The sequence below is a fragment of the Sphingobacterium corticibacterium genome (genome assembly GCF_004208525.1).
In the GTDB taxonomy this organism is placed as follows: Bacteria; Bacteroidota; Bacteroidia; order Sphingobacteriales; family Sphingobacteriaceae; genus Sphingobacterium; species Sphingobacterium corticibacterium.
On the sequence record NZ_SGIT01000002.1, the window covers coordinates 75,539 to 101,762 of the forward strand.

The window sequence follows — 26,224 nt, forward strand, 5'->3', positions numbered from 1 at the left end:
ATCATTCTACATTATTGTCCTTCAATGGTTTTTATCAATCCATTTTCATCATATTCCAGCTCAACCATTTTCATGCTTCGCAACCAAGTTTTCCCCCCGGAAGGAACGGTATCATGATAAAAAAGGAACCATTTACCTTTGAATTCAACGATACTATGATGCGTTGTCCATCCAATAACTGGAGTTAGTATCACACCTTGATAGGTAAATGGACCATACGGATTATCCCCTATCGCATAACACAACAGGTGCGTATCTCCAGTGGAATAAGAAAAGTAATATTTGCCATTATATTTATGCATCCAAGATGCTTCAAAGAAGCGGCGTTCCGTATCTCCTTGTCTTAAAGAATTACCCTGTTCATCTAGTATAATCAGATCTTGCGGCTCCTCGGCAAATTCCCGCATGTCGTCACCCAACTTGACAACTTTCGGACAAAGTGCTGGCTCATGGAAAAGTGGTAATTCACAGGGAGGTGTCAGTTTGTTATCGCGGTAAAACTGGAGCTGTCCACCCCAAATTCCACCAAAATAGAGGTAATGTATACCATTATCCTCAAAAGCACATGGATCGATACTATAGCTTCCCTTAATCGGATGTGGTTCTGGAACAAAAGGTCCTTCGGGCTTTTCACTGATCGCTACGCCTAAGCGAAAAATATCATTCTTGTCTTTTAGCGGAAAGTACATAAAGTATTTTCCATCTTTATGAGCCACATCAGAATCCCAAAGTTGCCTACCCGCCCATGAAATGTCGTTGACCGTTAGGGCAACACCGTGATCGACCACATTGGCATCAACATCATCCATCGAAAAAACATGATAATCCTGCATGTCGAAGTGGTCGCCATTATCATTTTCGGGAATACCACTTTCCCGATCATGCGATGGATAAATAAAAATCCTATCTTCAAAAACATGAGCAGATGGATCTGCCATATAATCGTTCGGAAATAAATATCTCGACTTGTTCATAATTTTCTAAAATGTATCTGTTTATTTAACTATCTCAAGAATATCGGCAAAGAAAGGTTTGGGTTGATAGTCGCGATCAAACAATAGCGGATAATCGGTTCGTCCATGAATCGGCCAATCATTTTTCCACGAGTCTCCATCGCCTACGCCCCAAAGCGTAACACGACTAATCTTATCCTGATGTTTAGTGTATAGGGTGAAGAAATCCACATAACGTTTACCTAATTTTTCCATCACGTCAGCCGATAAACCTTCGCGGTAAGGGTCTAAAGTTTTACTATAAGCAGATGTATCACTCAATTCTGCCCCCACATGTGCTCTTGCGTGTGGTAAGACGGATATATCCATCTCCGTCACCATAACTTTTGTACCCAAGGCAGCAAAAGCTTCAATCGTATTTTCTACATCCTGAATACTAGCATGATCAAGTCCGTGATGTTCCTGCATCCCCAAACCATCAACTTTGATACCGCTATCGATCACTTTTTGAACCATCTTCACGATTCCGTCGCGTTTTGCAGGTATAGCTGTCGAGTAATCATTGTAGTATAACTCTGCCTCCGGATCTGCTTCCCTGGCAAATTGAAAAGCTAAAGGGATAAAGTCCTCGCCTATAATCTCATAAAACTTACTTTTCCGATATTCTCCATTGTCTAATATTGCCTCATTGACAACATCCCACCCATGAATACGACCTTTATAACGGGAGACTATCGTATGAATATGATTACGCATACGGTCAATGAGTACGTCACGGGAAACATCATTTCCCTTTTTATCGGTAAAAAACCACTTCGGCGCTTGCGAATGCCAAATCAGTGTATGACCTACTAGGTGCATATTGTTTTCTTCGCCGAACTTCACAAAGCGGTCCGCATCATCGAAATAAAATTCGCCTTCACGCGGTTGTAAAAACATACTTTTCATACAATTCTCCGCTACGACGGAATTAAAATGCTTTTTCACAACTGCGATCGCAGCTGGGTTCCGATCCCAAATCTGATCTAAATTAAGTGCGGTACCCATATAGAATTTATCCGCATAAGCATCTTTCAATACCGCAAGCGGTTTGTCTGATTTTTGTTCAACTACCTGTGAATTCGAGGACATGCACGCCATACCAAGGGTCGCTACACCAGCTAAAACTACCGTTTTGATTAAATTCATGTTTTGTCTATATATTTCTATTTATTTTTTATGTCTATTCTCTATTTCTATATTGATTCTCTCGATCACGTCATCATCTAAAGTATATTTGGAGATAATAAACATGGCTACAATGAGCAGTATCGCGGGGATAATAGCAACAAGCCAGAGAATTCCCTGTTCCGCAAATGCAGACTGTGTTACAGCATCGTTTTTATCAAAACCTACATACGCTAATACTAGGCCCGGAACGACTCCACCTAGTGCCATACCTGCTTTATAGAAAATACCTGTCAATGCATTTACGATACCGGAGATACGTTTACCAGTGGCATGCTCCCCATAAGATATAACTTCTGGTACCAGCGCCCACATATACCCTGTAGCCACGATCACTCCGGTAGATTTAACGAACTGAGCGACCAGTACCAACCATATGTTCGTTTTGAGAGTTGGCACAACCGAAATGATGTACAACATGATCATTCCAAAGACAGCGATCGTGAGGAAAACATAAAACATCTGTTTTTTACCAATAGCACGCTTTATAGCAGGAACTAGCGGCATAAAAATAAAAGCTGGAATAGAGCCAAGTGCCATAAAATACGGCAACATCTCCGGCGCTTGGACGTTGTATATCATGTAGTAAGAGCCCGCTGAGTTTCCAATAGCCATCATGGCAAAAGCCGTAATAAAGAAAAATGCAAGCACACGTAATGGTCCGTTGTGTTTAAATTCTACCCACAGATCAGAAACTTTCACCTTCTCGGTATCTTTCTCATCCATCACAACACGCTCTCTCGTCTGCGTGTAACAGAACAATAACAATGCAAGTCCTATGACTGCATAAATAGTCATAGTGATAAACCAAGCCTCGCCAGAAGCACTGGAATTTATTTTTCCGTCTGGCGAAAAATATTGCACGACAATCGGCACACCGTACCCTACAGCTAGTCCTCCAAGGTTAGCCATAAACATACGCACTGCCGTTAATTTTGTAATTTCATCCGTATCGCGTGTCAGCGAGGCATTGAGCGCGCCATAGGGAACATTAATTAGGGTATACAGCATAGACAAGCCTACGTAAGTCACATAAGCATACACCAACGAGCCAGAAAATCCATTCCAGAAGCAGAGAATAGCAAAGCCAGTAAGCGGTATACCGCCAAGCACCAGATACGACCTGTATTTGCCCATTTTAGGGTTACTTTTATCCACAAAGGCTCCCACAATAGGATCCCAAACAACATCGACAACCCTGACCACCAAAAACATGACACCGGCGGCTGCAGCTGAAATACCGAAAACATTGGTATAAAAAATAAGCAAGTACATCGAAACCGTCTGATAGATGAGGTTTTGGGCTAAGTCTCCAGACCCAAACCCAATACGTTGTACTTGTGAAAGCTTATAAAAGCCTTTTGATTCGTCAGACCGACGTTGTTCTGCATTCATATTGCGAAAAGCTACTATTGAAGGTTCATAAAATTCTCTAACTATTATAGTTGTACACTTTGTGGCGGTCCTAAATAAGATGGCTTGAGTCTACCTGCTACCATTTCAAAATCCTGTCGTCGATTTTCAACTGCACGCAAAACAACCTTATCGTTTTTAAGATCGAAATGTAGTGAAAGGGGGGATCCACGATCAACTAATGCCAGATCGCCAGCTTGGGCTTCCTGAAAAATAAATTTCGATTCTCTAAGCTGTGCGTTCGAATTAGAAGCAAAAAATATTACTAAAAATAAAGTAAAAAAAAGTCTCATCATCAAATGATTAAACAATGGTTTATATTATTCAAATTGGCACTTTAAAAGTCACAGAAATATGTTACCAAACCTTTAAAGTATGCGTATGATTATTTTCCAGCAGTAGAGCAGCACCGTAGCATGCATCAGTAGAAAATCACGATAGTAAAGGTAAAATTAAAAGGCAGTACCCTTCCTTGCAGGCGTTACATTCGCCCTCTATTTTGTTCCAGACACATGTACACATGTTTCATTTTCATTTCTCTATGTTTCCTATTTATTAAAACATCGCGCTAGAGGTGAATAAAACACGTTTTCATTTGTTAAATAAACAGTGGATTACGTATCTTTCGAAAAAGTAACCGGAAACCCCATGTTAAAAGTATTTTTATCCATTCTATTTATCTGGACAACGATCACCATGTCGTACGGGCAAGCTACACGTATCTATGATCATCGCGATTATGGTTTCGGGGAACTATCATCCAATCTTATTAATAGTATTGCTCAAGATAGACATGGTTATATTTGGATAGCGACAGAATATGGACTAAACAAATTCGATGGGGTACGTTTTATTCAATATCTTCATGATGTGCAGGATAGCACTTCCATTTCCAGTAATCACGTGACCATTCTACATCGCGATAATCAAGATTATTTATGGATCGGATGCTCAAACGGACTACAGTATTATGATCAACATACAGAGCAATTCGTGCGAATACAATTTCCCGATCAGATTGCGCCGCATATTACCGATATTCTGACACGTGCTGACGGATCATTATTGGTAACAACTTCCGGTTGGGGTATCTATGCTATCGATGTTAACCAACGTGTAGCAAGCTCATTGGAACAAGTGAATCAACTTGTTAAGGGGATGTACGGACGAAAACTTTTGGAAGATAACGAAAAAAACCTCTGGATAGCCATCGATCGTACTGGTGTTACCTGTTTATCTCCAGATCTTACATATAGCAGAAAAATCTCAAAGGCTCAAATTCCTTTTCCAAAAGGAGGAAAATATCATATGGCAAAAACCTCCTCAGGAGAAGTTATCCTCGCGTATGGTTCTCAAGCAGTATTATTTGATCCCGCTAGCAATAGGTATACTCCTTTGCTTTTTGAAACGGATAGAAACAAGACCATAAGTGATATTAGAGTTGTCGATAACAAAGATGTGCTATTCAGTACAGAGGGCGCTGGAATGTGGTACTTAGAGTTAGCTACACAGCAGTACATATTGCGTCAGGCAGAATTGCCTAATCTCGACAAAAGTTACAGCCAAGCTCGAATACAGACATTTCTTCAAGATCGGGAGAAAAACTTATGGTTGGGTTGGTTTCAACGCGGGCTAGTCTTTATACCGGCTACAAGCAAACAGTTTTCCTTCTGGCGCGTGTTAGAATTAGATGAATTGGATAAAGATCAAATCAACGCTATCACAACAGACCACAATAAACACACTTGGTACAGTGTTGACGGAAATGGCGTATTTATGGCCGATAGCAACGGCCACTTGCTTAGACGATACGGTGATTTGCGCAATGTCACGAAGCTTATAGTAGATAAAAACGAGAATATATGGTTTACTTCGTACTTAGACGGATTGGGGAAGATAAACACTAAAGACGGTGACGCACAGTACTTAGGTGTATTGGAGGGAAAAGAGACGAATACGCTAGCTATTGGAAAAAACGGCAAGCTATACGTATCAACGTTTGGAAGTGGTTTCGTAGAATTTGATGTTGAGAAACAAAGCTATAGGCACTTTAGTATGAATAACAATACAGCTTCAGTAGGTCAGCTGGGAAACGACTGGATCCATACAATTTTGTGCGACCAAAAGGGTTTGATATGGTTAGGCCATCATAAGGGAATTAGTTGTTACGATCCCCAAAATAACACCTTTGTGGGTGAGGAGGTCAACAAAGAACTATCCGAACAGATTGTACTTTCCCTCTTGCAGGACAGACATGGCAATATATGGGTGGGGACCTATAATGGCCTGCATAAAATTGAAAAAGATACCCGAAAGATATCGAGTTATACGACCAACAATGGACTTTCTAGTAATGTTATCTCGGGACTTGGCGAAGATAAAGATGGTAATATTTGGTGTAGCACCTTTAATGGAATTAATTATGTTAACCCCGTAAATAACAAAGTCGTAACATATTATACGGGAGATGGACTGGTCGATCGTTCTTACAATCGATCTGTCTATCATCAAAGTAGCGACGGAAAAATTTACTTCGGCGGAAAGCAAGGAATAACTTCGTTTTATCCACAACAGGTACGGTTATCAAAATACCCAAACCCCGTTTATATTACAAATCTATATATCCGAAACCAGACGATAAAACCGGGTTACCTATCAGGAAAAAAGCCAATCTTTACAGAAAGCCTCGCCACAGCTTCCGAATTTTATTTTGCGAACCAAGATGATAGTTTTACGCTGGAGTTATCTACGATGGATTTTAACAGCCCAGAGAATATCCATTATGAGTATCGGTTAAAGGGTTTTAACAAAACCTGGAACACCAACTTACCTGGCGTTAACTTGATTACATACAATAATCTTTCGCCGGGAGATCATGAACTGGAAATTCGAGCCTGTAAATTTGGTGCTTATTCAGAGAGTAAAACCATTACGTTACACGTTATGCCTCCTTGGTACCGAAGTACGCTAGCGTATCTTGTTTATATGGCTTTAGTTATCGGCATCATTATTTTAATCGCAAACTATCTTCGCGAACGTCGACTAGAGAAGCTACATGCTTATAAACTGCAGCTTTTCACGGACATTTCACACGAGATTCGCTCTCCCCTGACCCTAGTGCTTAGTCCAATAGATAAGCTTATCAAAAATACGTCGGATGTATCGTCAAAGGAAACGCTGCAAAATATGCGCAAAAATGCACATCGTATACTTAATCTTGTGAACCAGTTGCTCGATATTCGAAAGCTCGAGAGTGGACAGCTCCAATTAAAATTTGCAGAAACCAATCTAGCAGACTTTGTGAAGCAATGTGCACAATCTTTTGAACAACAGGCACGCGAAAGAAATATAGATTTTCGCGTGAATTCAGATTCCACATACATTCCCGTTTGGGTCGATACGAACAGTATCGATAAGGTGATTAACAACCTGCTTTCAAATGCTTTTAAATACACGCCTGATAACGGAAGTATAGAAATCAACATTACGTCTATTTCCCATAAACAGTTAAGCAAACAGCAGAACTATGCGGAAATAACCGTAACCGACACGGGACCTGGCGTCCCTGAAGGAGAAGATCATCATATTTTCAAGCGGTTTTATCAAGGTAACAATCAGGTTGCGGGTGGACAGCAGGGTTCTGGTATTGGTCTACATCTCACGGAAGTACTTATTAAAAAACATGGCGGAAAAATATCCGTGGAAAACAGGACGGATAAACGAGGGTGTAGCTTTTGTGTACAGATACCAATGGGAGCAACCCATCTACCAAAAGCACAAATAGAAAAAGTACCGATTGAAAAAGATAAAATGGATCCAAGCATCCTAGCGGTACCGTCTACTCAGGTAGAGACAGAATCCGTTACCAATAAAATCATGCATCATAAAACTAATTTCAAAGTATTAGTGGTTGATGATGAAAAAGACATCTTAAGGTATGTTAGCCAGGAACTACAGAATATATATAAGATCATATCGGCCGAAAACGGAAGTGAAGCCTTTCAGCTTGCACTTTCGCAACTTCCAGACCTGATAATCTCTGATGTATCGATGCCGGATATGAACGGGTTTGAACTGGTAAAAAAAATAAAAAGCAATAGTACGACCAATCATATTCCTATCATATTGCTAACTGCGAAAATAACACAGGAAGACCGTATGCAAGGAATAGGCCTGGGTGCGGACGCGTACTTAACCAAGCCCTTCCTTATTGACGAATTGTTAATCACAGCAGAGAACTTGATAAAAAATCGCATGACCGTTAAAGGAAAATACTCGGGCGCACAGGATCAAGAGGGAAAAGTAAAGACGATTTCCTTCAAATCTAGCGATGAGATACTGATGGAACGGATAGTCAAAATCATCAATGATTATCTCGAAAATCCGAGTCTGAATGTACAACTATTAGCGGATGAAGTTGGGTTAAGCAGGGTGCAATTGCATCGTAAAGTGAAAGCCTTAACAGGTATCTCCACAAGTGAGTTTATTCGGAATATCCGTTTAAAACAGGCAGAAAAATTATTATTGGATAAACAAATGAATATTTCCCAGGTTGCGTACGCTTTAGGATTCACTAATCAAACGCATTTCTCTACACTGTTTAAAAAAATGTATGGTCTAAGCCCATCAGAATATATTAACCGACACGCGAACCAGCACAGTTAATATATAGTAAATTTTTAACAATAACGGAGGATGACTTCATGTATCAACCTCCGTTATTTTATTTGAAATTAGTGCTTTTAAAACTTCTCAAACTCAGCATTAGAGTCAGACTGAATATCTTCATCCGTCACAAGTTTTCCATTTATCGATACATTTTCAAAAGACATCCCTTTGGTATAATTCGCCTGAATAGGCACGTCAACGCCTTCGATATTTGAATTGACAATACGAAGATTTTCAGCAGGAGATTCTTCATACGCATTAATTAAAACCCCAAATTTGCCTCCTTTTTTTACGTTTAAATTCTCGACTGTAATGTTGCGTACCGTCGGCATAAAATCACCCGGATTTTCATAAAACATATCCACCAAAACTGCTGCTTCTTTATATGCACCAACTTCTACATTCCGCATGTATATATTTTCGATGACACCTCCACGAAGCGAGCTCGTTTTAATGCGTAATACTCTATCCAATTCGGGACTGTCCATTTTAAGATTCTGTGCAAATATATTCTTTGCTCCTCCGGATATTTCGCTGCCGATCACAATGCCGCCATGGCCATCTTTCATCTCACAATTTTCAATAATATGATTTTCTGCCGGACGCCCGATAGTACGACCGTCTTCATTTCGACCGGATTTAATAGCGATACAGTCATCGCCGGTATCAAAATAACAGTTGGTTATGAGCACATTTTTACTGGATTCGGGATTACAACCGTCATTATTGGGACCATGGGTTACTACGCTAACGTTCCGTACGGTCACGTTCTCGCACAACACGGGATTGATATTCCAAAACGGAGCATTGATAATTTTAACATCCGCAATCAATATATTGGAAGAATTATAGGGTTGAATAAAAGGTGGACGTAAGAAATGTCCATCACCATATACTCTATTCTCTACCGGAATACCATCTTTCACTTCCTGTGTTAATTTTTTAACTGCCGTTAGTTGGTTATCCATACCCTCTGCCCAGCCATATTCTTTTTTGGCTTTCCACGGCCACCAATGTTCGTTATTCGCATTACCATCAAGGATACCCTTCCCTGTTATGGCTATATTTTCCTGACCATATGCATAAATTAAAGGCGAGTAATTCATACATTCCATGCCTTCCCAACGCGTTTTTACTAATGGTTTATAGTCTTCGGTATTCCGGCTGAACAATAATTTAGCGCCATCTTCCAGGTGTAAATTGACATTACTTTTCAGATGGATAGCACCTGTCAAAAATGTCCCTTGCGGAACTATAACGCTTCCGCCACCATCCAGATGACAAGCCTCGATAGCTTGATTGATAGCAGTAGTACTTAGTTTCGTACTATCAGAACTCGCTCCGTAGTCCGTAATGATAAAATCTTTCTTTGCAAAAGTAGGTTCTACAATTAATGTACGAATACTATCTGCCACTTTCCATGCTTGATCATTTGTTTGCTCTTGTTTTTTCTGACTTTCCCCGCAACTGACTAACAAACTAAATGGCAAAATTGCTGCGATCATTAAATTACGTATTTCCTTCATATTTACTGTTTATTTGATTCAAAATTTAGTGGTATTCATCATCCTAAAAACTGTGCTGCCATTGCATTGAATGCTTTTGGATTCTCTGCTTGCACCCAATGTCCTGCATTTGGAACTTTCTCGATTGACGAATATGGAAACATCTCTTTTATCATTGGATAGTCTTCGGGTAAGATATATTTTGATTTTTCTCCCGCAATAAAGAGCGTTTCCCCTTCGTAAACGCCGGGTTCAACGCCGACCGTGATAAAATCGGCATATTTTTCTGCTAACGTTTTCAAATTGAATCGCCAATCCAACGTTCGATCCTCTTTTATATAAACATTTTTAAGCAAAAATTGGATGACACCAACTTCATCTAAATACTGACGCAATTGTTCTTCTACTTCCTTACGGTTGCTCAGTTCACTAATCTTGACGGCGGCCAATGCTTCCAATATCTTTTGGTGGTGTGGCGGGTAAGCTTTTGGTGCGATATCAACGACAATAAGCTTTCTGATATTGGTAGATTTCGAAACAGCGTATTGCATAGCGACTTTACCACCAAGCGAATGCCCGAGTATATCAACTTCTTGAAGCCCCTGATGCTGTATATAAGCTTCCAGGTCTTCTACCATGACCGACAACGACATATCATCGGCGTGAAAACTATGTCCATGGTTGCGTAGATCAATTAAATGTATCGGTGTTTTTTCGCCAAACTCGCGGCCGAAACTTCCCCAATTATCGGACATGCCAAATAAACCATGCATAACCAATAAAGGTGTGCCCGGCTTGTCCTCTCCGTATATTCGTGAATGTAAAATATCCATAAGGGGTAAAGATAAGGTTTTTCATTGTCCTTTTTTTTAGAAAAAAATGGACCAAAAAAATCGCCACTTCGGATATTTGAGAGGAATGGATAGTGCTAAGGATAAATTTCTACAGACCTCAAACATCCGGATGTGGCATTTACTGTTAAGAAGGGGATAATGCAGTCGTTCCTTTATTATCATTACTTTCGAATTACATTATTCCCCGTTGCCACACGTGTTGTTTTTCATAAAACAAACACGTATTTTTGTATAAAGGAGGAAATCATGAGTACAAAACTGACCTTGACATTGGAGAAAGAAGTTATTGAAACTGCAAAAAAATATGCGAAAGAGCGAGGACAAAGCCTCTCTGAAATGGTTGAGAACTATTTCAAGCTGTTAACGGTAGATACAAGAAAAATTAAGCCAAAACAACTTTCTCCTAAGATTCAAAAACTACGCGGAATTATAAAAACTGACGAAAATATCGACTACAAAAAAATGCTGGCGGAAGAATTATCTAAAAAATATGGCCTATAAATTATTTATCGATTCGGACGTCGTCATTGATTTTTTTACGGATAGGGAACCTCATGCAAACCCAGCCAGTGAGCTTTTTGAACTGGGCGAAAGTGGGGCTGTTGTTTTGTTTTTATCAGCTGTTAGCATAAATAACATCTACTATATCGTAAGACGGTTTTTAGGGCATAAAAAAACGTTGGAAGTAATAGAGACACTTGCAGAAATGACGGAAATTATCGGTACTACGAAGAAAGAAATTCTACAGGCCCTAAAAAATGAATTTTCTGACTATGAAGATTCCATTCAATATTCTTCAGCATTAACCGTTAAAGGGTTAGACGTGATCATCACCCGAAACATAAAAGATTATAAAAGTGCAGATATATCGGTGATGACTCCTGTAGATTTCCTAAAAATGTTTAGAAAAAATAGGGATTAACACTATACATGGTTATTTCATGACAGTATACATCAAAAATATGGTATGCAACCGCTGCATAATGGTTGTTCGACAAGAGATAGAGAAACTCGGTCTCCATATACAGGCGATAAAATTAGGAGAAGTGGTGTTGACGGAGGCATCGGGGCAAGTGCAATTAGACAGGATTGCCGACGTACTGGAGCCACTCGGATTTGAGTTAATAGACGACAAGAAGAGCCAACTCATTGCGCAGATAAAAGCCATTGTAATTCAATGGGTGCGTGATCAAAATAGTGAAAGAAACAGCAATCTATCGGATTTCTTAGCCGAGGAACTGCAGCACGATTACAATTACCTATCCAACCTCTTCTCCGAAGTGGAAGGTGTTACTATTGAGAAATACCATATTGCGCAGAAAATTGAGCGTGTTAAGGAATTATTGGTATATGACGAATTATCGCTTAGTGAGATTGCCTATCAGCTAGGTTATTCCAGCGTGGCATACCTAAGCAACCAGTTTAAGAAAGTCACGGGATTGACACCTAGCCATTTTAAGCAAATAAAAGAAGATAAGCGCAAACCTTTAGATGAGATTTAGAGAAGTAAATCTTACAACTCTTTCCCAAAATAGTGTAACAGCTAACCAACTGTTTATGGCGAACTTTGTTATTGTATTAATGAAAGGAACCATATGGCAACGGATAGTAAACAAACAGTAGTCCTCCCTCTCGAAGGAGTAGATAGTGAACATTGCGCTATGATTGTCGATAAAGGTTTGGCGCAAGTGGAAGGTGTTGAAAGTCACCGTGTGGAATTGAACAACGAACAAGCTAAAATCGTAGTAAACGACATATCTGCTGTGGAGAAAGCGATCAAAACCATTAAAGATTTAGGTTATGGCGTGACCACGATGAGGCAATCATTCCCTGTACTCCATATGACCTGCGCCGGATGTGCTGTCAGCTCAGAAAGTACAGTAAAAGCCCTATCAGGCGTGTTAAATGCTTCCGTAAACTTTGCAAATTCTACACTAACGGTAGAGTATCTTCCTAATATGATCGATGCCTCTGCTATACAAAAGGCATTACAAGACATTGGTTATGATCTGTTTCTAGAAGATGAAAGCTCCCAACAGGAAACACTCGAAGCTATCCATGCAAAAAAATACAAAAAACTGAAAAACAAAACGATCTGGGCAATTATATTAACGCTTCCCGTCGTTGTTATCGGGATGTTTTTCATGCATATGCCCTATGGCAACGAAATCATGTGGCTTTTTTCAACTCCAGTTGTCTTATGGCTAGGTAAGGACTTTTTTGTCAACGCTTGGAAGCAAGCAAAACACCGTTCTGCGAATATGGATACCCTCGTTGCTTTGAGCACCGGAATAGCTTATATATTCAGTGTATTCAACATGTTGTTTCCGGAATTTTGGTTAGAAAGGAATCTGGAACCCCACGTGTATTTCGAAGCCGCAGCGGTTATTATAGCTTTCATTCTATTAGGCAAGCTTCTGGAAGAAAAGGCTAAAGGTAATACCTCTTCCGCCATTAAAAAGTTGATGGGATTACAACCGAAAACAGTTGTTCTAATACACCCTGATGGCACAGAAAAACAAGTTGCTATTGACGATGTAAATGTCGACGACGTCATATTGGTTAAGCCGGGCGAAAAGATAGCGGTGGACGGTATGGTTACCTCAGGTAATTCTTATGTAGACGAAAGTATGCTCAGTGGCGAGCCTGTTCCCGTGCAGAAAAAAGAGCATGAAAAAGTATTCGCCGGTACCATAAACCAAAAAGGAAGCTTCCAGTTTAAAGCAACTAAAGTCGGTAAAGAGACGATGCTGGCGCAAATCATTAAAATGGTGCAGGACGCACAAGGGAGTAAAGCTCCGGTGCAAAAACTGGTTGATAAAATCGCCGGTATATTCGTACCCATTGTGATAGGTATCGCGTTAATCACCTTTATCTTATGGCTCGTATTAGACACAAATGAAGGCCTTATACATGGTCTTTTAGCTGCCGTCACGGTCTTGGTCATTGCCTGTCCTTGTGCATTGGGTCTTGCAACGCCAACCGCCATTATGGTAGGTGTTGGAAGAGGGGCTGAAGGTGGTATTTTGATTAAGGACGCGGAGAGTCTAGAATTGGCAAAAAAGGTAGATGCGATTATCTTGGATAAAACCGGTACTATCACAGAAGGCAAACCAGAAGTAACCGAAGTGCAATGGCTGCGCGATAGCGATGCCGACAAAAATGTGCTGTTCAGTTTAGAAAAACAGTCTGAACATCCGTTGGCCGATGCCGTAGTGAAACACCTAGAAAACAGCCCTATACTTCCGCTATCTTCGTTTGAAAGCATTACCGGCAAAGGTGCAAAAGCAGTTTACGAAGGCAAAGACTACTATGCTGGCAACAAAAAGTTATTAGCAGAAAACAATATCCCAATTGCATCCGAACTTCAACAATATGCTGATACTTGGAGCGCGCAATCCAAAACGGTAATCTGGTTTGCTAATAATACAGAGGCTCTTGCCGTGTTGGCAATCTCAGACAAAATAAAAGATACATCGATCGAAGCTATCAGACAGCTGCAAGACATGGGTATCGAATTGTATATGCTTACAGGCGATAACGAGACTACGGCCAAGGCAATTGCAGAACAGACAGGAATTGCCCATTATAAAGCGGAAGTATTACCGCAGGATAAGGCGGATTTCGTTAAGAAGTTACATCAGCAAGGTAAAATAGTCGCTATGGTGGGAGACGGAATCAACGATAGTACCGCTCTAGCGATCGCCGATGTAAGTATAGCTATGGGTAAGGGAAGTGATATTGCCATGGATGTAGCGAAAATGACCATCATTTCCTCCGATTTAAAAAAGATCCCTGAAGCGATCAAGTTATCCAAACAAACCGTGGCTACCATCAAACAAAATCTGTTTTGGGCGTTTATTTACAACTTGATTGGCATCCCAATTGCGGCAGGTATATTATATCCGCTAAATGGGTTCCTACTCAATCCGATGATTGCTGGTGCGGCGATGGCGCTTAGTAGTGTTAGCGTGGTAAGCAACAGTTTGCGGCTGAAATGGAAGCAATAATATCGGATAAATCACACGGAAAAAATAGTATAATTCATTAAATACAAATCATAAGCATGGAAAATAAAACATTCAAATTCAAAACAAACATCAATTGTGGCGGCTGTGTATCGACCGTAACCCCTTTCTTAAACGGAGTGGACGGGATAACCGGATGGGAAGTCGATACGAACAATAAGGATAAAATACTGACCATTGTTACGAACACCGCAACGGAACAAGATGTGATGGATTCCGTACAAAAAGCAGGATTTAAAATAGAACCTGCACAAGATTAATAAAAACGATAAAACAACAGAAAATGAAGAGATTATCTTATATCATCACCACTTGTTTGGTGCTATTATCTACGCTATCCATCGCGCAGATTAAAAATGCGAAAACGGAAACAGCGAAAGTCAACGGCAATTGCGGGATGTGCAAACGTACGATTGAAAAAGCCGGCAATATGAAAAATGAGGCACAGGTTGTTTGGGATGCCGATAACCAAAGAGCTTCCATCACATACGATGCAGAAAAGACAACGATAGATACTGTCCTCAAACGTATTGCGCAGGTGGGTTACGATAACGAAAAATACCTGGCTCCCGATGAGGCTTACGCTAATTTACATGATTGTTGTCAATATGAACGCAAACTGAAGCAATCGAAAACCGATACAAAATCTGATGAACATTCGCAACATAAACCCAATCAAGGTTCATCCCATCAAGGAAAGCATCATTAAAAATAATAACGTTGTAAAAAAATAAATATGTGTAGCCGGTATCTGTCCTTTCTATTCACGTTACTATTATCCATTTCTACTGCTCTTGCCCAGAAAGTAGTCCGTTACGATCTGTATGTTACGGATACAATGGTTAACTACAGCGGAAAAGAAAAACACGCCATCGCCGTCAACGGACAGATTCCGATGCCTACATTAACCTTTATAGAAGGTGACACCGCTGAAATCGTATTGCACAATCTGCTTAAAGAAAGCACCTCTCTGCATTGGCACGGCGTGCAGTTGCCCAATCGGGAAGATGGTGTTCCTTTTCTGACACAAATGCCGATCCCCGCTGGGGAAACGTACACCTATCGTTTTCCCGTAAAGCAAAACGGTACGTATTGGTATCACAGCCATTCTGGTTTTCAAGAACAAATAGGTATGTACGGTTCTCTTATTTTTCTCAAACGAAAAGGAGATACAACATTTCGAAAGGGGGTTGACGACGTCCCAACCATCCCCATCGTATTGAGCGAATGGACAGATCTCCATCCCCACAACGTACAACGTATGCTCGCCAATGGTAACGACTGGTTTGGCATCAAAAAAAATACGGTCCAAAGTTATGCAGAAGCGATCAAGGCAGGACATTTTAAAACAAAAGTGACCAACGAGTGGAAGCGCATGGAAGCGATGGATGTGAGTGATGTATATTACGAAAAGTTTCTGCTAAATGGGTCAAGCGAACAGCAACTTTCTCAGTTTAAAGCGGGCGACCGCGTACGTTTACGCCTGATCAATGGAGGAGCTTCTTCCTATTTTTGGATTACATACGCGGGCGGTAAAATAACGGTCGTTGCCAACGATGGCAACGATGTTGTCCCCGTGGAAGTAGACAGGCTGATTATCGGTGTATCCGAAACCTATGATATTATAGTCGATATTCCCGAAGCGCACACTGCTTATGAGCTGATGGCAACAGCGGAAGACCGTTCTGGTTCAGCTTCTATTTATATCGGTGAAGGGATTCGCCAGCTCGTTTCGCCCTTGCCTAGACTACGCTATTTTGAGGGCATGAAGATGATGAACGAGATGATGAAAATGAATGGGGATATGGACGATATGGGTATGGATATGGGGCTTCAAAAAATGGATATGAATGCTGTCATGTATCCGGAAATTCCTTCGAACGACATGCATCAACATCATGGTGCAACATCCGCAGATGATCATGATCATACACACGAAGAACATCATCAGGGCCAGCAACAATCCGAAACAGAGAACCATCCCAATCATGAAATGCATCAGCAGGCACAGCAACATGTCCATTATCAAGCGCAGGTATCTGATCAAGATCAACACGAGGCACACGGACTATCTTCCCTGAAAATTGTCACTTTAAATTACGCGATGTTGAAATCACCTTACAAAACAACATTGCCCAGCGACGCACCTGTCAAGGAACTTCGCTTCGAACTGACGGGAAACATGAATCGCTACGTTTGGAGTATGGACAACAAGGTACTGTCCGAAACGGATAAAATTCCAGTCGACAAAGGAAAAGTCTTACGTATCGTTCTGTATAATAACTCCATGATGCGCCACCCGATGCATCTGCACGGGTTTGATTTCCGTGTCCTTAACGGCCAGGGTGATTATGCTCCCTTAAAGAATGTGTTAGATATCATGCCGATGGAAACGGATACCATCGAGTTTATGGCAAACACGGAAGGAGACTGGTTTTTCCATTGCCATATTTTATACCACATGATGGCAGGTATGAACCGCGTGTTTGCTGTCGGTGATTACAAGAATGATTTACTTCCTGACAAGGAAAAGGCTTATAAAGTGCTACAAAGAGAAAGCAATATGCTCCATTTTATGGCAGAAAATGATTTTGCGACCAACGGTAATGATGGACAGGTCATGTTGCAAAATACACGCTGGAGTTTAGGCACAGAATGGCGATTGGGTTATCATGATATGCACGGCTATGAAGTAGAAACCCATTTTGGGCGATATATCGGTAAAATGCAATGGCTTATGCCGTTCGTCGGTTTCGACTGGCGCTATCGAAAAATGGGGCACAACGAACAGGAAAAGAATATGTTCGGGCAAGTAAACAAGAAGGACAACCGGAGCGCTTTTAGTGTCGGGGTTATGTATACCTTACCTATGCTCATAAATTTTCAGGCGGAAGTATATCACGATGGTATCGTGCGTTTAGCCTTGATGCGCGAAGATATTCCTGTCTCCAGACGAGTACGAGCAGGTTTTATGGTCAATACCGATAAGGAGTATATGCTGGATTTACGCTATATCTTGACCCGAAACTTTGGTATCCGCACGCATTATGATAGCGATATGGGGTTTGGCGTAGGATTGGCCGTGAATTATTGATGCTCAAAATGAGATTCGATCAGCTTTAGCAGCTCTTCATAATCTTTGGGATCATTAGAAATACCTTCGTCGTTATAATGATCTTTGCTCCTGTATACCTCTCCATCCCATACTATTTTCTCCACATTTGCCTGCAGGCCAATGCGAACAGCATGGCTATCCGACGACCTTATCAAAATATTGTAAACAATTCTATTACCAGAATCTTTGGAAAAGATACCTTTCTTTCCTTCTTTAATGAATTTCACCTGAATAAACCCGACCTCTTTATTTACATTTTGGATAAAATAATCGCTATCTCCCAAAAGCTCTATCAGCTCCTGAAATGCGGTTGATTTATCAATATCTTTCACTGTCAAGAACGGTAGTTTAGTTTGACTAAAGCCGAGTACGCTAATCAAAATCAAGTTTAATGTGATTGCAATTTTTTTGATAACCATAATAGAAAATCTTATTGATTCCCAGTATAAAAAGAATGGAATTACGAAGTTAATTTCAAAACGTTCAAATCAACGTGTTTACCAATTTGATCAAAGTCCCGGTCAGTAGGTATAAGCGGTACAGAAAACCATTATGCTACGCATCTGATCTAAATCACCTTCCCAGGTATTTTCCGCTCTTAATGACAGTATATTTTTACGCTTCAGCGACGCGACATAGTGCTTCAAAGCCTCATGTACGACATCTTTTTTCGTTTTTAGATGACCAATTTGCATAGCCTGTTTAATCAATTGTTCATCTAACTCAATATTCGTACGCATAGTACCTCCGTTTATATATATGTAAAGATATGAAACTTTATACAAATCATAAACGTGAGGGGAAACCCTAGCTATTCATTTACTATTCACCATTCATTTGCTGGATAATATAATAATACCACATGGCCTTTTGATCTACTGTACCACCAATATCACGGGCAACAGAACGCAGCTTGCCATAGAGATCATAATTAAAGCTATAGTTACCGATTTGTCTTATCCGTCCATCCAGATCATAGTCAACGCTTCGGTTTCCAAACTGTCGGACCTTACCATCCAGATTGTATTCTACACGCTCCGCTCCCCAATTTCGGACACGGCCATACAAATCATAATCTATCCGGATATCTCCGATCTGCCTTACCCGATCGTCCAGGTCATAATCGACTTTAGCACTGCCTAAACTTCTTATTCTTCCCCATAGATCATAGTCTATACTTTCGGTACCCACGCTACGCACCCTGTCATATAAATCGTAATCTACACGGTATTCACCAACACGGCTTACTTTGCCGTCTAGGTTATAGGAAATATCCATGCCCCCAACAGCTGATAAACGATCATATATATCATATTTTAAATCGATGTCAGCTATCTCTGCTATGGAAATATAGTGTAAATCGCCCTTACTATCCAGTATAAACATGACGAGATCGTTCTGTAAGGTAACAAGCGGTTCTTTTTTATCTTTAGAAACAGATAACTGTTGTCCAAGACTCCATCCGAAGATGAAGTTACAGACAAATGTAAGTAAGATTATTCGAAGTGAACATGTCATATGATTTCCATTGAAGTCGGTGAACGTGAAAATATCAGCTTATTTCTTGTCTGTAATCTCTTTTGCCAAAAACAGAGCGTATTCCATATCGGGCAGTCCATAACCATAAGGAAGAAGCGGTGAAGCGTATCTATTCGCAGATTTCAGGATCACGTCAAATAGTTCTTTATTGGTTAATGTTGGATAAGCCTGCCATAAACAAGCAACAAGTCCGGTCATAATTGGACTGCTAAAAGACGTTCCATACCGAGATCGTGATATGCTCCCATCAGATTCTACAATATAAAGTGATGATTGACCAAGTGATACAATATCGGGTTTCACCCGACCATCTATTGTTAAACCATGCGACGAGAACGCAGTTATCGTTGAGTCAGCCCTTACTGCACCAACCGCTAAAACGGAAGGGGCATCCGTAGGCGCAGATACCCATCGATTTTGATTTCCGGCTGAAGAAACGATAAACATACCCTTTTCAAAAGCCATATTCGCAGCCCGACTCGAGATTGCCGTTTTTCCATCCATATCTTCAAATAGATAGCTCCCCATAAAACCTTCAAAATTATCATAACTTAACGATATATTGACAACATCAATCCCAATACTGTCAGCATATTCCAAGGCATTGACGAGGTAATCTTCCTCCACAAGGAATTCTGTATCGGAATCGTCCGTGCTAAAAAGCCAATACTCGGCCTCCGGTGCAGTGCCTATATAAACAGAAGGTTTATTAATAGCCATTAATCCCGCTACATTTACGCCATGCTTATCCAGGAGATACGGATTAGGCTGCTCAAAGATAAATGATTTTACTTCCTTGATTTTGCTGTTTGAAAATAGGGGATTAACATCCAGCTTTTCATAACCACCATCAATCACCGCGATAGAAATTTCATTCCCCTTAAAGCCTTGCCGATGAAGCGTTCCTCCATTATTTACTACAAGGTGCCCCCAGGACTCCTTATACGCTTCCTTATCAAAAGAAAATGACTCCGCATTTTGCCAGATAGCGGATCCGGGAGGTACACTAACTATTGGTTCGTTGTTCTGCTTCGCATATTCTGTCCAAACGGGGATTACATCCTGTACAAAAGGTAGTTGGCGATATCGCTCCACTGCAATCGCATTCTCATTATGGACAACTACTGTGTTTAACCATTTACTTTTCGCGACAATAATACCCCCTACTTGCTCAATCTGTCTCAAATAATCTGAAGAAATAGGCATATCCGTTTCTGTAATTTTAATATCTTGTCTATTTCGCCGATTGACGGCTTGCTGGGAAAGAAACTCCAAAGGTCTATCTATACTATGGGTAGAAGCTCCCTTGTTTTTAAGGATTATTCGAAACTTATATGGTTTACTATCTACGACTGTTACCTTACATCTCGCCTCCCCTTCACCGTCACGGAATTTAGCTATTATCTCTGTCTCTCCGATCCATAATCCATATACGACACCTCGTTCGTCCACCGTAGCTATACGCTCATCGAGCGAAGACCAGTCAAACAAACTATTTCCAAGGAACTCTCCATTGAAAGACACTTTCAGCACTTTGCCGGAGATGTAATTTTGCTCCACGATAGCTGTGCCCGGCAGGATTGCAAAGGTATCAGCAATCGGCTCTATTTCCGTTGGGCTTTCTTTTTTGCAAGACAGATTAAGTGTCAGTATAACCACAACCGAAATAAAGGCTGCAAATATTCTTTGAATATTCATAACTAAAGATAGATTGTTAAATAAAAAATTGTTTGTAGACAATGATTGTTCTCTTTCAAAAGTATCAAACAAATAAATCATGTTTATTTTATTAATATTATTAAATCATTAACATAAAGATCACTAAATAAACAATCTCATAGTTTTTACAACGTTATCAAGATCCGAGTATTTCTCTTAAAGCAAATCGATATAATCCAACAAATGTTACTCCTGGTCTTCATCCCGTCCTTTCCATTCGTCCATGTATTACTATTTTACTTATCCGTTCTGCTCCCATCAAGCATGCTCTTTGCCTCATCAATCATTATGCATAAAAAAACCGGTTCCATATCGGAACCGGCTTTGAGAGGTATTTATTTAACTTTTATTGTTCTGAAGCGTATCTACGCTATTGTTGTTTAGAAAGAATATCCTGTCCAGCTGAATACAGACGTATTTGCACCAGTAGATGTATCATTCTTCGTAATCGTAGCACCAACACCTTTTACTTTTGAATCAGCATACGGTAAAGCTGTATTCAATGAGTTAAATGTATATGTGATCGCTGAAGCTGGATTACCAGGTGTAACATTACCATCACCATCTGTCAAATCGATAATATCTGTATATAAGCCACTGGCTCCGATTTCGATTAAAAGATTAGTGATTGTTGCTGTAGCACCTCTTCTGATTTTTACCACATCCTGCATTGTTCCAGCAGCACCTGCTGTTGTTGAATTCTGCACAATAGTCATACCGTTAATCTTAAAGTTCGACTGAGCAACGTCTTGCATTGTCTTGCCGTCCAAGTTACCATCTGCTTCTATACCTCTTGGATCACCTTCATTTGTGGTAAAGGCCGCTTCCCAAATACCATAAGCATTTGTTAAAGTTCCTGTATAACCTTGTGTAAAATCAAACATGTCATCTTCAGAGTTTACAACTAAAAGGTTGGTGACATCAACTGAACCCCCAAAGAATTCAATAGCATCATCCGCACCATCTTTGATATAGATGTTGCTGATTTTTGTTCCGTTACCAACACCATTCAAAGTCAATCCATTATGCTCCGCAGCATCATTGATATTGGCACCAGTATACTCTAAGATTACGTAATCCAATTCACCTGAGTTATCAGCTGCATTATCACCACCGTACAGGATATTCGGGCTAATCTCCGTCTGTCCTGTACTTGCAGAAGCTTCAGTTGGACGTGAAAGCGGTGCATAACCATTGATAATCAAACCACCCCAAGAACCAGATCTTTTTGTTGTAGAAGTAAACCTGATTGGAGCAGATTCTGTTCCTTTAGCAATAATTTTACCACCACGCTCTACCAGGATAAAAGCACTTGTTCCTTCAGTAGTAGCATTAATTGTAGTACCAGCAGGAATTGTCAATGTCGCTCCCTCTTTTACATAGGTAGGACCAGTCAAATTAATTGATGTTCCCACTACGATAGCATCTTCTGCTGTAATGTTACCATTAAGCTCGGTAATTTCTGTCCCGCCAATTGGATTTACATCGTCATCGTCACTACACGAAGTGAATGCAAAAACCGAAACGGCAATAATTGCAAGTAGTTTTGTTTTCATGTTCTCTTTCTTTATTTTATGTTACAATATTAAGCCACTTATTCAACCTTATGGTTAAGCCTATGTTATTAAACTGTTAAAACTTATACGATACACCTATGCTTGCATCAACCCCTCGCCTATAAGACTCCAATACGATATTCTCATTAAAATCAGTCTCACGTTCCAAATTAATCTTCGGGTTGAGCATATTTCGCACACGCAAATTAACTCCCCATTTATTTGCGATAGCGGCATTGGCTACAAAATCGAGAGTAGGCACGCCTTTTTCAATTACGTTTTTAAAGGAAGTGGTTCCAATCATAAAAACGCGATCACTAAAATAGTTTGCCACCAGGGAAGATGTCAGGTTCCAACCACTTCCATGATATAAATAACTGACGTCAGCATTAACCAATAAAGGTGAGGCACCTTGTAAAGCACTTCGCTCTTCAACAAATTGTATAGCAGGAGTTTTCAATTCTTGATCGGAATACAGATACGACACATTTGCTCCGGCAGCAAGCACATTATCTCCATAAGCAGTTGTTGTTCTCAGCAAGTTTTTCTTTATTTCTATTTCAGCTCCGGCTACTTGTGCAGTCGAACCTATATTGACATAATTCATTAGATTATTAATGGTCTCGACACGAGCAATGGGGTTTTTCATACTTTTATAAAAAACACCTACCGAAATCAATTCCCCACTACTAGGGAACAGCTCCCATTTTAAGTCAAAATTTGTATTTTCCACGGGAATCAAATCAGGATTTCCTTCTGATCTGAATGTTGCAAATGTATTTTGGAAAGGTGCTAATTCGATAAATTGTGGCAAGGTGTAGCTCATACTCGCTGCAGCTCTTAGATTACTCTTTTCCGTGAGCGCATACTTCAAGTTTAAACTAGGTAGAATATAATTTTTATCAATAATAGAAGGATCCACAGTGCTACTTCGGAGCTGCAACTTATATTCGATATCCTGATTTATTTTATCGTAACGTACACCTAAAATACCGGTAAACTTTTCTGAAAATTGGTAAGTGGCAACAGCTAAAGCAGAGTGGATATCTTTTTTTGCCTTGTACCAATTCGGTTCAAAAGACGTTCTGCCCCAATTCGTTCCTAGCTCAAAATAGTTACTTTGCAAAGTGTTCGCGTTAAAACTGCTATTGATATCATCAATACCATTAGTAACAGTTAAATCTCCCAATACATTATGATAGAACATTCTTACATCAAAATCTCTAGTGATTAAATTGCCATTGTAACCAAATTCGATCTTCCGATCCAGATCTTGTGGATTATCAAATTTATACGTAGCAATAGCCTTCAATGCCCATCCTTTCTCCAAAATCTCTGAATAGTAACGCTCATTATCCGCTCCATTTGCATTATTGTAGAAACGGTAATTCCCATCGCGAAATAAGAGGTTTGTTGTTCGGCGATCCGGCTCATTTGCCGCAACATAGTTGTATCCCACGCCCAAATCAAGTTTCCAATTATCGGTTAATTCTAATTTCGAAAGCAATTGATTCACTAACAAATGGTTATCCACCACATGCTGTCTTCTCCAAAGTCTTATATCTCCATCTTCTTCTGGTATATTCATCCCATAATTCTGACCATAATCCTGACCTTGATCACCTATGTACATCGAGTTAAAAGCTACATAGTGCTTACCAAATATATATTTCAGATTAGCCATGGCAGTCTTAGAAACATTATATTGGGAACGAACCATCTCCTGATTGGCAATAAGTGCACCGCTGGTGTTTGTCTGACGGACAACACCGTCAAAATAGCGATACTCAGAATTCATATTTCCCATCACAAAAAGATTTAAACTCCCATTGCCTACATTAAATTTCTTCCCACCTGACAATGTAAAACTGGAGTTGATAGGGGTTTTAATCTGTGACGTATTCCAGCTATTTTTAAATTCATATTGCCGCAAATCCGTAACAGGGGTTTTACGTTCGCTCAATGATCCAAACCAATTAGTTCCATCAATCTTCTTAAAATCATCAGCTGAAATAGCTTGAGAGTTTCCGCCCGAAGAAGCACCTATCTCCAAAAAGTCTTCTCCTGAAAATTCTTTGGATACGATATCTATATTCGCACCGCCCACATCGCCCAATAAAGCTGGATTAAATGTTTTGTTGATGGATATATTCTCAATAAATGATGTTCCGAAGAAATCCAATGAAATATTCTTATTCAACGGATCTTCGGATGGAAGAGCTAAACCATTTAGCGTAGTACTGTTATAGCGATCACCCAAACCTCTCACAAATACATTTGCTCCACTTGCGGATTTGGTTACGCCGCTCATTTTGGTCAACGCTCCTTCTGCATCACTTACTCCCTTTCTCGACAACTCCTGCGCGCCGATCTTCTCGACCATCAAATTCGACAAACGTCGTTCTTCCAATAGTACGATTTCGCTCGCACGTTCCCTTCTTCTGGTAATAACGACTTCATCCAACGTAGCGTTCGCATTTACCAAAGCCACGGGGATAAATTCCCATTCGCTCTGCTCCAGGTTGAACGTTGTTGAATCGGTATTATATCCGACGAACGTACTCACAAGAACATATTCCGTTTGTTTCTCGGGTAAAGTAATCGAAAACTCCCCGGCATTATCCGTAGATGTCGCATATTGGGTGTTTGCAATTTTGATACTAACGCCGGAAATAGGTTGATAAGTTTCGATATCCAAAACTTTTCCCTTTACTCCAAATTGTTGTGCTTTAATAGTCGAGACTGAAATAATCAGCGCAAAAATGACCAAAGCAACATAATAACTAAACTTAATCATGGTGTGTTAATATTATGTTGCAATATTATGAGCATAATATTAGCTAACTGTTAACAACCGATTATTAAAACATCACTTGTTTGTTAATAAATTATTAACTCCGATTCGAAACAGATTGTATTTTTTTCGTTAAATCCTTGCATCACTCATTTGTTTATTCGGAGTTGTGTATAATAGTTAGTAATTTGGTCCCTTAAAAACAGAAGACTATGGCAGATACGATATTATCGTCCGTCCGGCTAAGTTACCAATACCCACAGGGTGTTAAATTAGAATTTCCGGACATCCATATAGTAAAAAACCAACATAGCTTGCTCTTAGGAGACTCTGGAACAGGTAAAACCACCCTTTTACACTTATTGAGTGGGCTGTCTAAACCAACTACAGGTGAAGTTCACCTTATAAACCATTCGTTGTATACGATGAGCGGGGCGACACTAGACGGTTTCCGGGCAAAGAACCTTGGTTTTATATTTCAAGAAGCGCATCTTTTGCGAAACCTCACCGTAACAGAAAATATCAAGCTAGCACAACGCTTAGCCAAAAATCCGGTGAACGAACAGACTATTGTCGAGACGTTGGATTATCTGCAATTAAAAGATAAAGCCGATGTATTGCCGAACCAATTGAGTCGTGGGCAGAAACAACGTGTTGCCATTGCTAGAGCCGTCATTAATCGGCCGGGATTATTGTTGGCCGACGAACCTACAGCATCATTAGATGATAAAAACACAGATTTGGTGCTACAATTGCTGTTCAACATCGCTAGCAACTTCGGTTCGACACTGCTCATCGCCACCCACGATAGGCGCATAAAAGATCATTTCACGAACTCTTATCAGCTGTAGCC

Annotated in this window: 21 protein-coding genes; 9 read left to right on the top strand and 12 right to left on the bottom strand. The window is 40.2% G+C overall.

Features of this window, described 5'->3' with window-relative positions:
- Window positions 1-11 precede the first annotated feature (11 nt).
- The 4 genes from EWE74_RS08990 to EWE74_RS09005 are packed head-to-tail and all read right to left on the bottom strand — an operon-like array spanning window position 12 to window position 3,889.
- Window positions 12-974: a glycoside hydrolase family 43 protein gene (locus EWE74_RS08990; protein ID WP_130141230.1), complete on the bottom strand. Its 963-nt coding sequence runs from the start codon at window positions 972-974 to the stop codon at window positions 12-14.
- Window positions 975-995: 21 nt separating this feature from the next.
- Complete coding sequence (locus EWE74_RS08995; RefSeq protein WP_130141231.1) at window positions 996-2,141, bottom strand: endo-1,4-beta-xylanase; 1,146 nt, start codon at window positions 2,139-2,141, stop codon at window positions 996-998.
- Window positions 2,142-2,162: 21 nt separating this feature from the next.
- Complete coding sequence (locus tag EWE74_RS09000; RefSeq protein WP_130141232.1) at window positions 2,163-3,575, bottom strand: MFS transporter; 1,413 nt, start codon at window positions 3,573-3,575, stop codon at window positions 2,163-2,165.
- 44 nt (window positions 3,576-3,619) lie between these two features.
- Window positions 3,620-3,889: a hypothetical protein gene (locus EWE74_RS09005; RefSeq protein WP_130141233.1), complete on the bottom strand. Its 270-nt coding sequence runs from the start codon at window positions 3,887-3,889 to the stop codon at window positions 3,620-3,622.
- A 352-nt stretch (window positions 3,890-4,241) separates the two neighbouring features.
- On the opposite strand from EWE74_RS09005, the gene EWE74_RS09010 reads away from it, so the two are divergent.
- Entirely contained in the window at window positions 4,242-8,258 is a 4,017-nt protein-coding gene (locus EWE74_RS09010) for a hybrid sensor histidine kinase/response regulator transcription factor (RefSeq protein ID WP_130141234.1), read from the top strand.
- A 77-nt stretch (window positions 8,259-8,335) separates the two neighbouring features.
- On the opposite strand, the gene EWE74_RS09015 is transcribed toward EWE74_RS09010, so the two are convergent.
- Together EWE74_RS09015 and EWE74_RS09020 are read right to left on the bottom strand one after the other, a co-directional pair.
- Entirely contained in the window at window positions 8,336-9,787 is a 1,452-nt protein-coding gene (locus EWE74_RS09015; RefSeq protein ID WP_130141235.1) for a glycoside hydrolase family 28 protein, read from the bottom strand.
- 38 nt (window positions 9,788-9,825) lie between these two features.
- Complete coding sequence (locus EWE74_RS09020; RefSeq protein ID WP_130141236.1) at window positions 9,826-10,599, bottom strand: alpha/beta fold hydrolase; 774 nt, start codon at window positions 10,597-10,599, stop codon at window positions 9,826-9,828.
- A gap of 267 nt (window positions 10,600-10,866) precedes the next feature.
- Between EWE74_RS09020 and EWE74_RS09025 the strand changes: the two genes are divergently transcribed.
- From EWE74_RS09025 to EWE74_RS09055, 7 genes are all read left to right on the top strand, one after another.
- The gene (locus EWE74_RS09025) at window positions 10,867-11,121 is read left to right on the top strand and encodes a DUF6364 family protein (protein ID WP_130141237.1); all 255 of its coding nucleotides are present in this window, start codon (window positions 10,867-10,869) and stop codon (window positions 11,119-11,121) included.
- Window positions 11,111-11,542, top strand: coding sequence for a type II toxin-antitoxin system VapC family toxin (locus tag EWE74_RS09030; protein ID WP_130141238.1), 432 nt, complete (start codon window positions 11,111-11,113; stop codon window positions 11,540-11,542). Before EWE74_RS09025 ends, EWE74_RS09030 begins: the two co-directional genes overlap by 11 nt.
- A gap of 19 nt (window positions 11,543-11,561) precedes the next feature.
- Complete coding sequence (locus EWE74_RS09035; RefSeq protein WP_130141239.1) at window positions 11,562-12,122, top strand: helix-turn-helix domain-containing protein; 561 nt, start codon at window positions 11,562-11,564, stop codon at window positions 12,120-12,122.
- A 93-nt stretch (window positions 12,123-12,215) separates the two neighbouring features.
- Complete coding sequence (locus EWE74_RS09040) at window positions 12,216-14,630, top strand: heavy metal translocating P-type ATPase (protein WP_130141240.1); 2,415 nt, start codon at window positions 12,216-12,218, stop codon at window positions 14,628-14,630.
- A gap of 56 nt (window positions 14,631-14,686) precedes the next feature.
- Window positions 14,687-14,908 carry a heavy-metal-associated domain-containing protein gene (locus tag EWE74_RS09045; protein ID WP_130141241.1) on the top strand — a complete coding sequence of 74 codons (222 nt, stop codon included), beginning with the start codon at window positions 14,687-14,689 and terminating at the stop codon, window positions 14,906-14,908.
- 23 nt (window positions 14,909-14,931) lie between these two features.
- On the top strand, window positions 14,932-15,357 hold the full coding sequence (locus tag EWE74_RS09050; RefSeq protein ID WP_130141242.1) for a heavy-metal-associated domain-containing protein: 426 nt from the start codon (window positions 14,932-14,934) through the stop codon (window positions 15,355-15,357).
- A 27-nt stretch (window positions 15,358-15,384) separates the two neighbouring features.
- Window positions 15,385-17,742: a multicopper oxidase domain-containing protein gene (locus tag EWE74_RS09055; protein ID WP_130141243.1), complete on the top strand. Its 2,358-nt coding sequence runs from the start codon at window positions 15,385-15,387 to the stop codon at window positions 17,740-17,742.
- Here EWE74_RS09055 and EWE74_RS09060 read toward each other — a convergent pair.
- The 6 genes from EWE74_RS09060 to EWE74_RS09085 all read right to left on the bottom strand — a co-directional run bounded on the left by EWE74_RS09060 (window position 17,736) and on the right by EWE74_RS09085 (window position 25,374).
- On the bottom strand, window positions 17,736-18,182 hold the full coding sequence (locus tag EWE74_RS09060; RefSeq protein ID WP_130141244.1) for a hypothetical protein: 447 nt from the start codon (window positions 18,180-18,182) through the stop codon (window positions 17,736-17,738). The genes EWE74_RS09055 and EWE74_RS09060 overlap by 7 nt on opposite strands.
- Window positions 18,183-18,284: 102 nt before the next feature.
- The gene (locus tag EWE74_RS09065; protein ID WP_130141245.1) at window positions 18,285-18,503 is read right to left on the bottom strand and encodes a type II toxin-antitoxin system VapB family antitoxin; all 219 of its coding nucleotides are present in this window, start codon (window positions 18,501-18,503) and stop codon (window positions 18,285-18,287) included.
- Window positions 18,504-18,585: 82 nt separating this feature from the next.
- Window positions 18,586-19,281: a hypothetical protein gene (locus EWE74_RS09070; protein ID WP_130141246.1), complete on the bottom strand. Its 696-nt coding sequence runs from the start codon at window positions 19,279-19,281 to the stop codon at window positions 18,586-18,588.
- A 39-nt stretch (window positions 19,282-19,320) separates the two neighbouring features.
- A complete protein-coding gene (locus EWE74_RS09075) occupies window positions 19,321-21,000 on the bottom strand; it encodes a S8 family serine peptidase (RefSeq protein WP_165384678.1) in 1,680 nt (559 codons plus the stop codon).
- Window positions 21,001-21,401: 401 nt separating this feature from the next.
- Window positions 21,402-22,577: a hypothetical protein gene (locus EWE74_RS09080; RefSeq protein WP_130141248.1), complete on the bottom strand. Its 1,176-nt coding sequence runs from the start codon at window positions 22,575-22,577 to the stop codon at window positions 21,402-21,404.
- A 76-nt stretch (window positions 22,578-22,653) separates the two neighbouring features.
- A complete protein-coding gene (locus EWE74_RS09085) occupies window positions 22,654-25,374 on the bottom strand; it encodes a TonB-dependent receptor (protein WP_130141249.1) in 2,721 nt (906 codons plus the stop codon).
- A 209-nt stretch (window positions 25,375-25,583) separates the two neighbouring features.
- On the opposite strand from EWE74_RS09085, the gene EWE74_RS09090 reads away from it, so the two are divergent.
- Window positions 25,584-26,222 carry an ABC transporter ATP-binding protein gene (locus EWE74_RS09090; RefSeq protein WP_130141250.1) on the top strand — a complete coding sequence of 213 codons (639 nt, stop codon included), beginning with the start codon at window positions 25,584-25,586 and terminating at the stop codon, window positions 26,220-26,222.
- Window positions 26,223-26,224 lie beyond the last annotated feature (2 nt).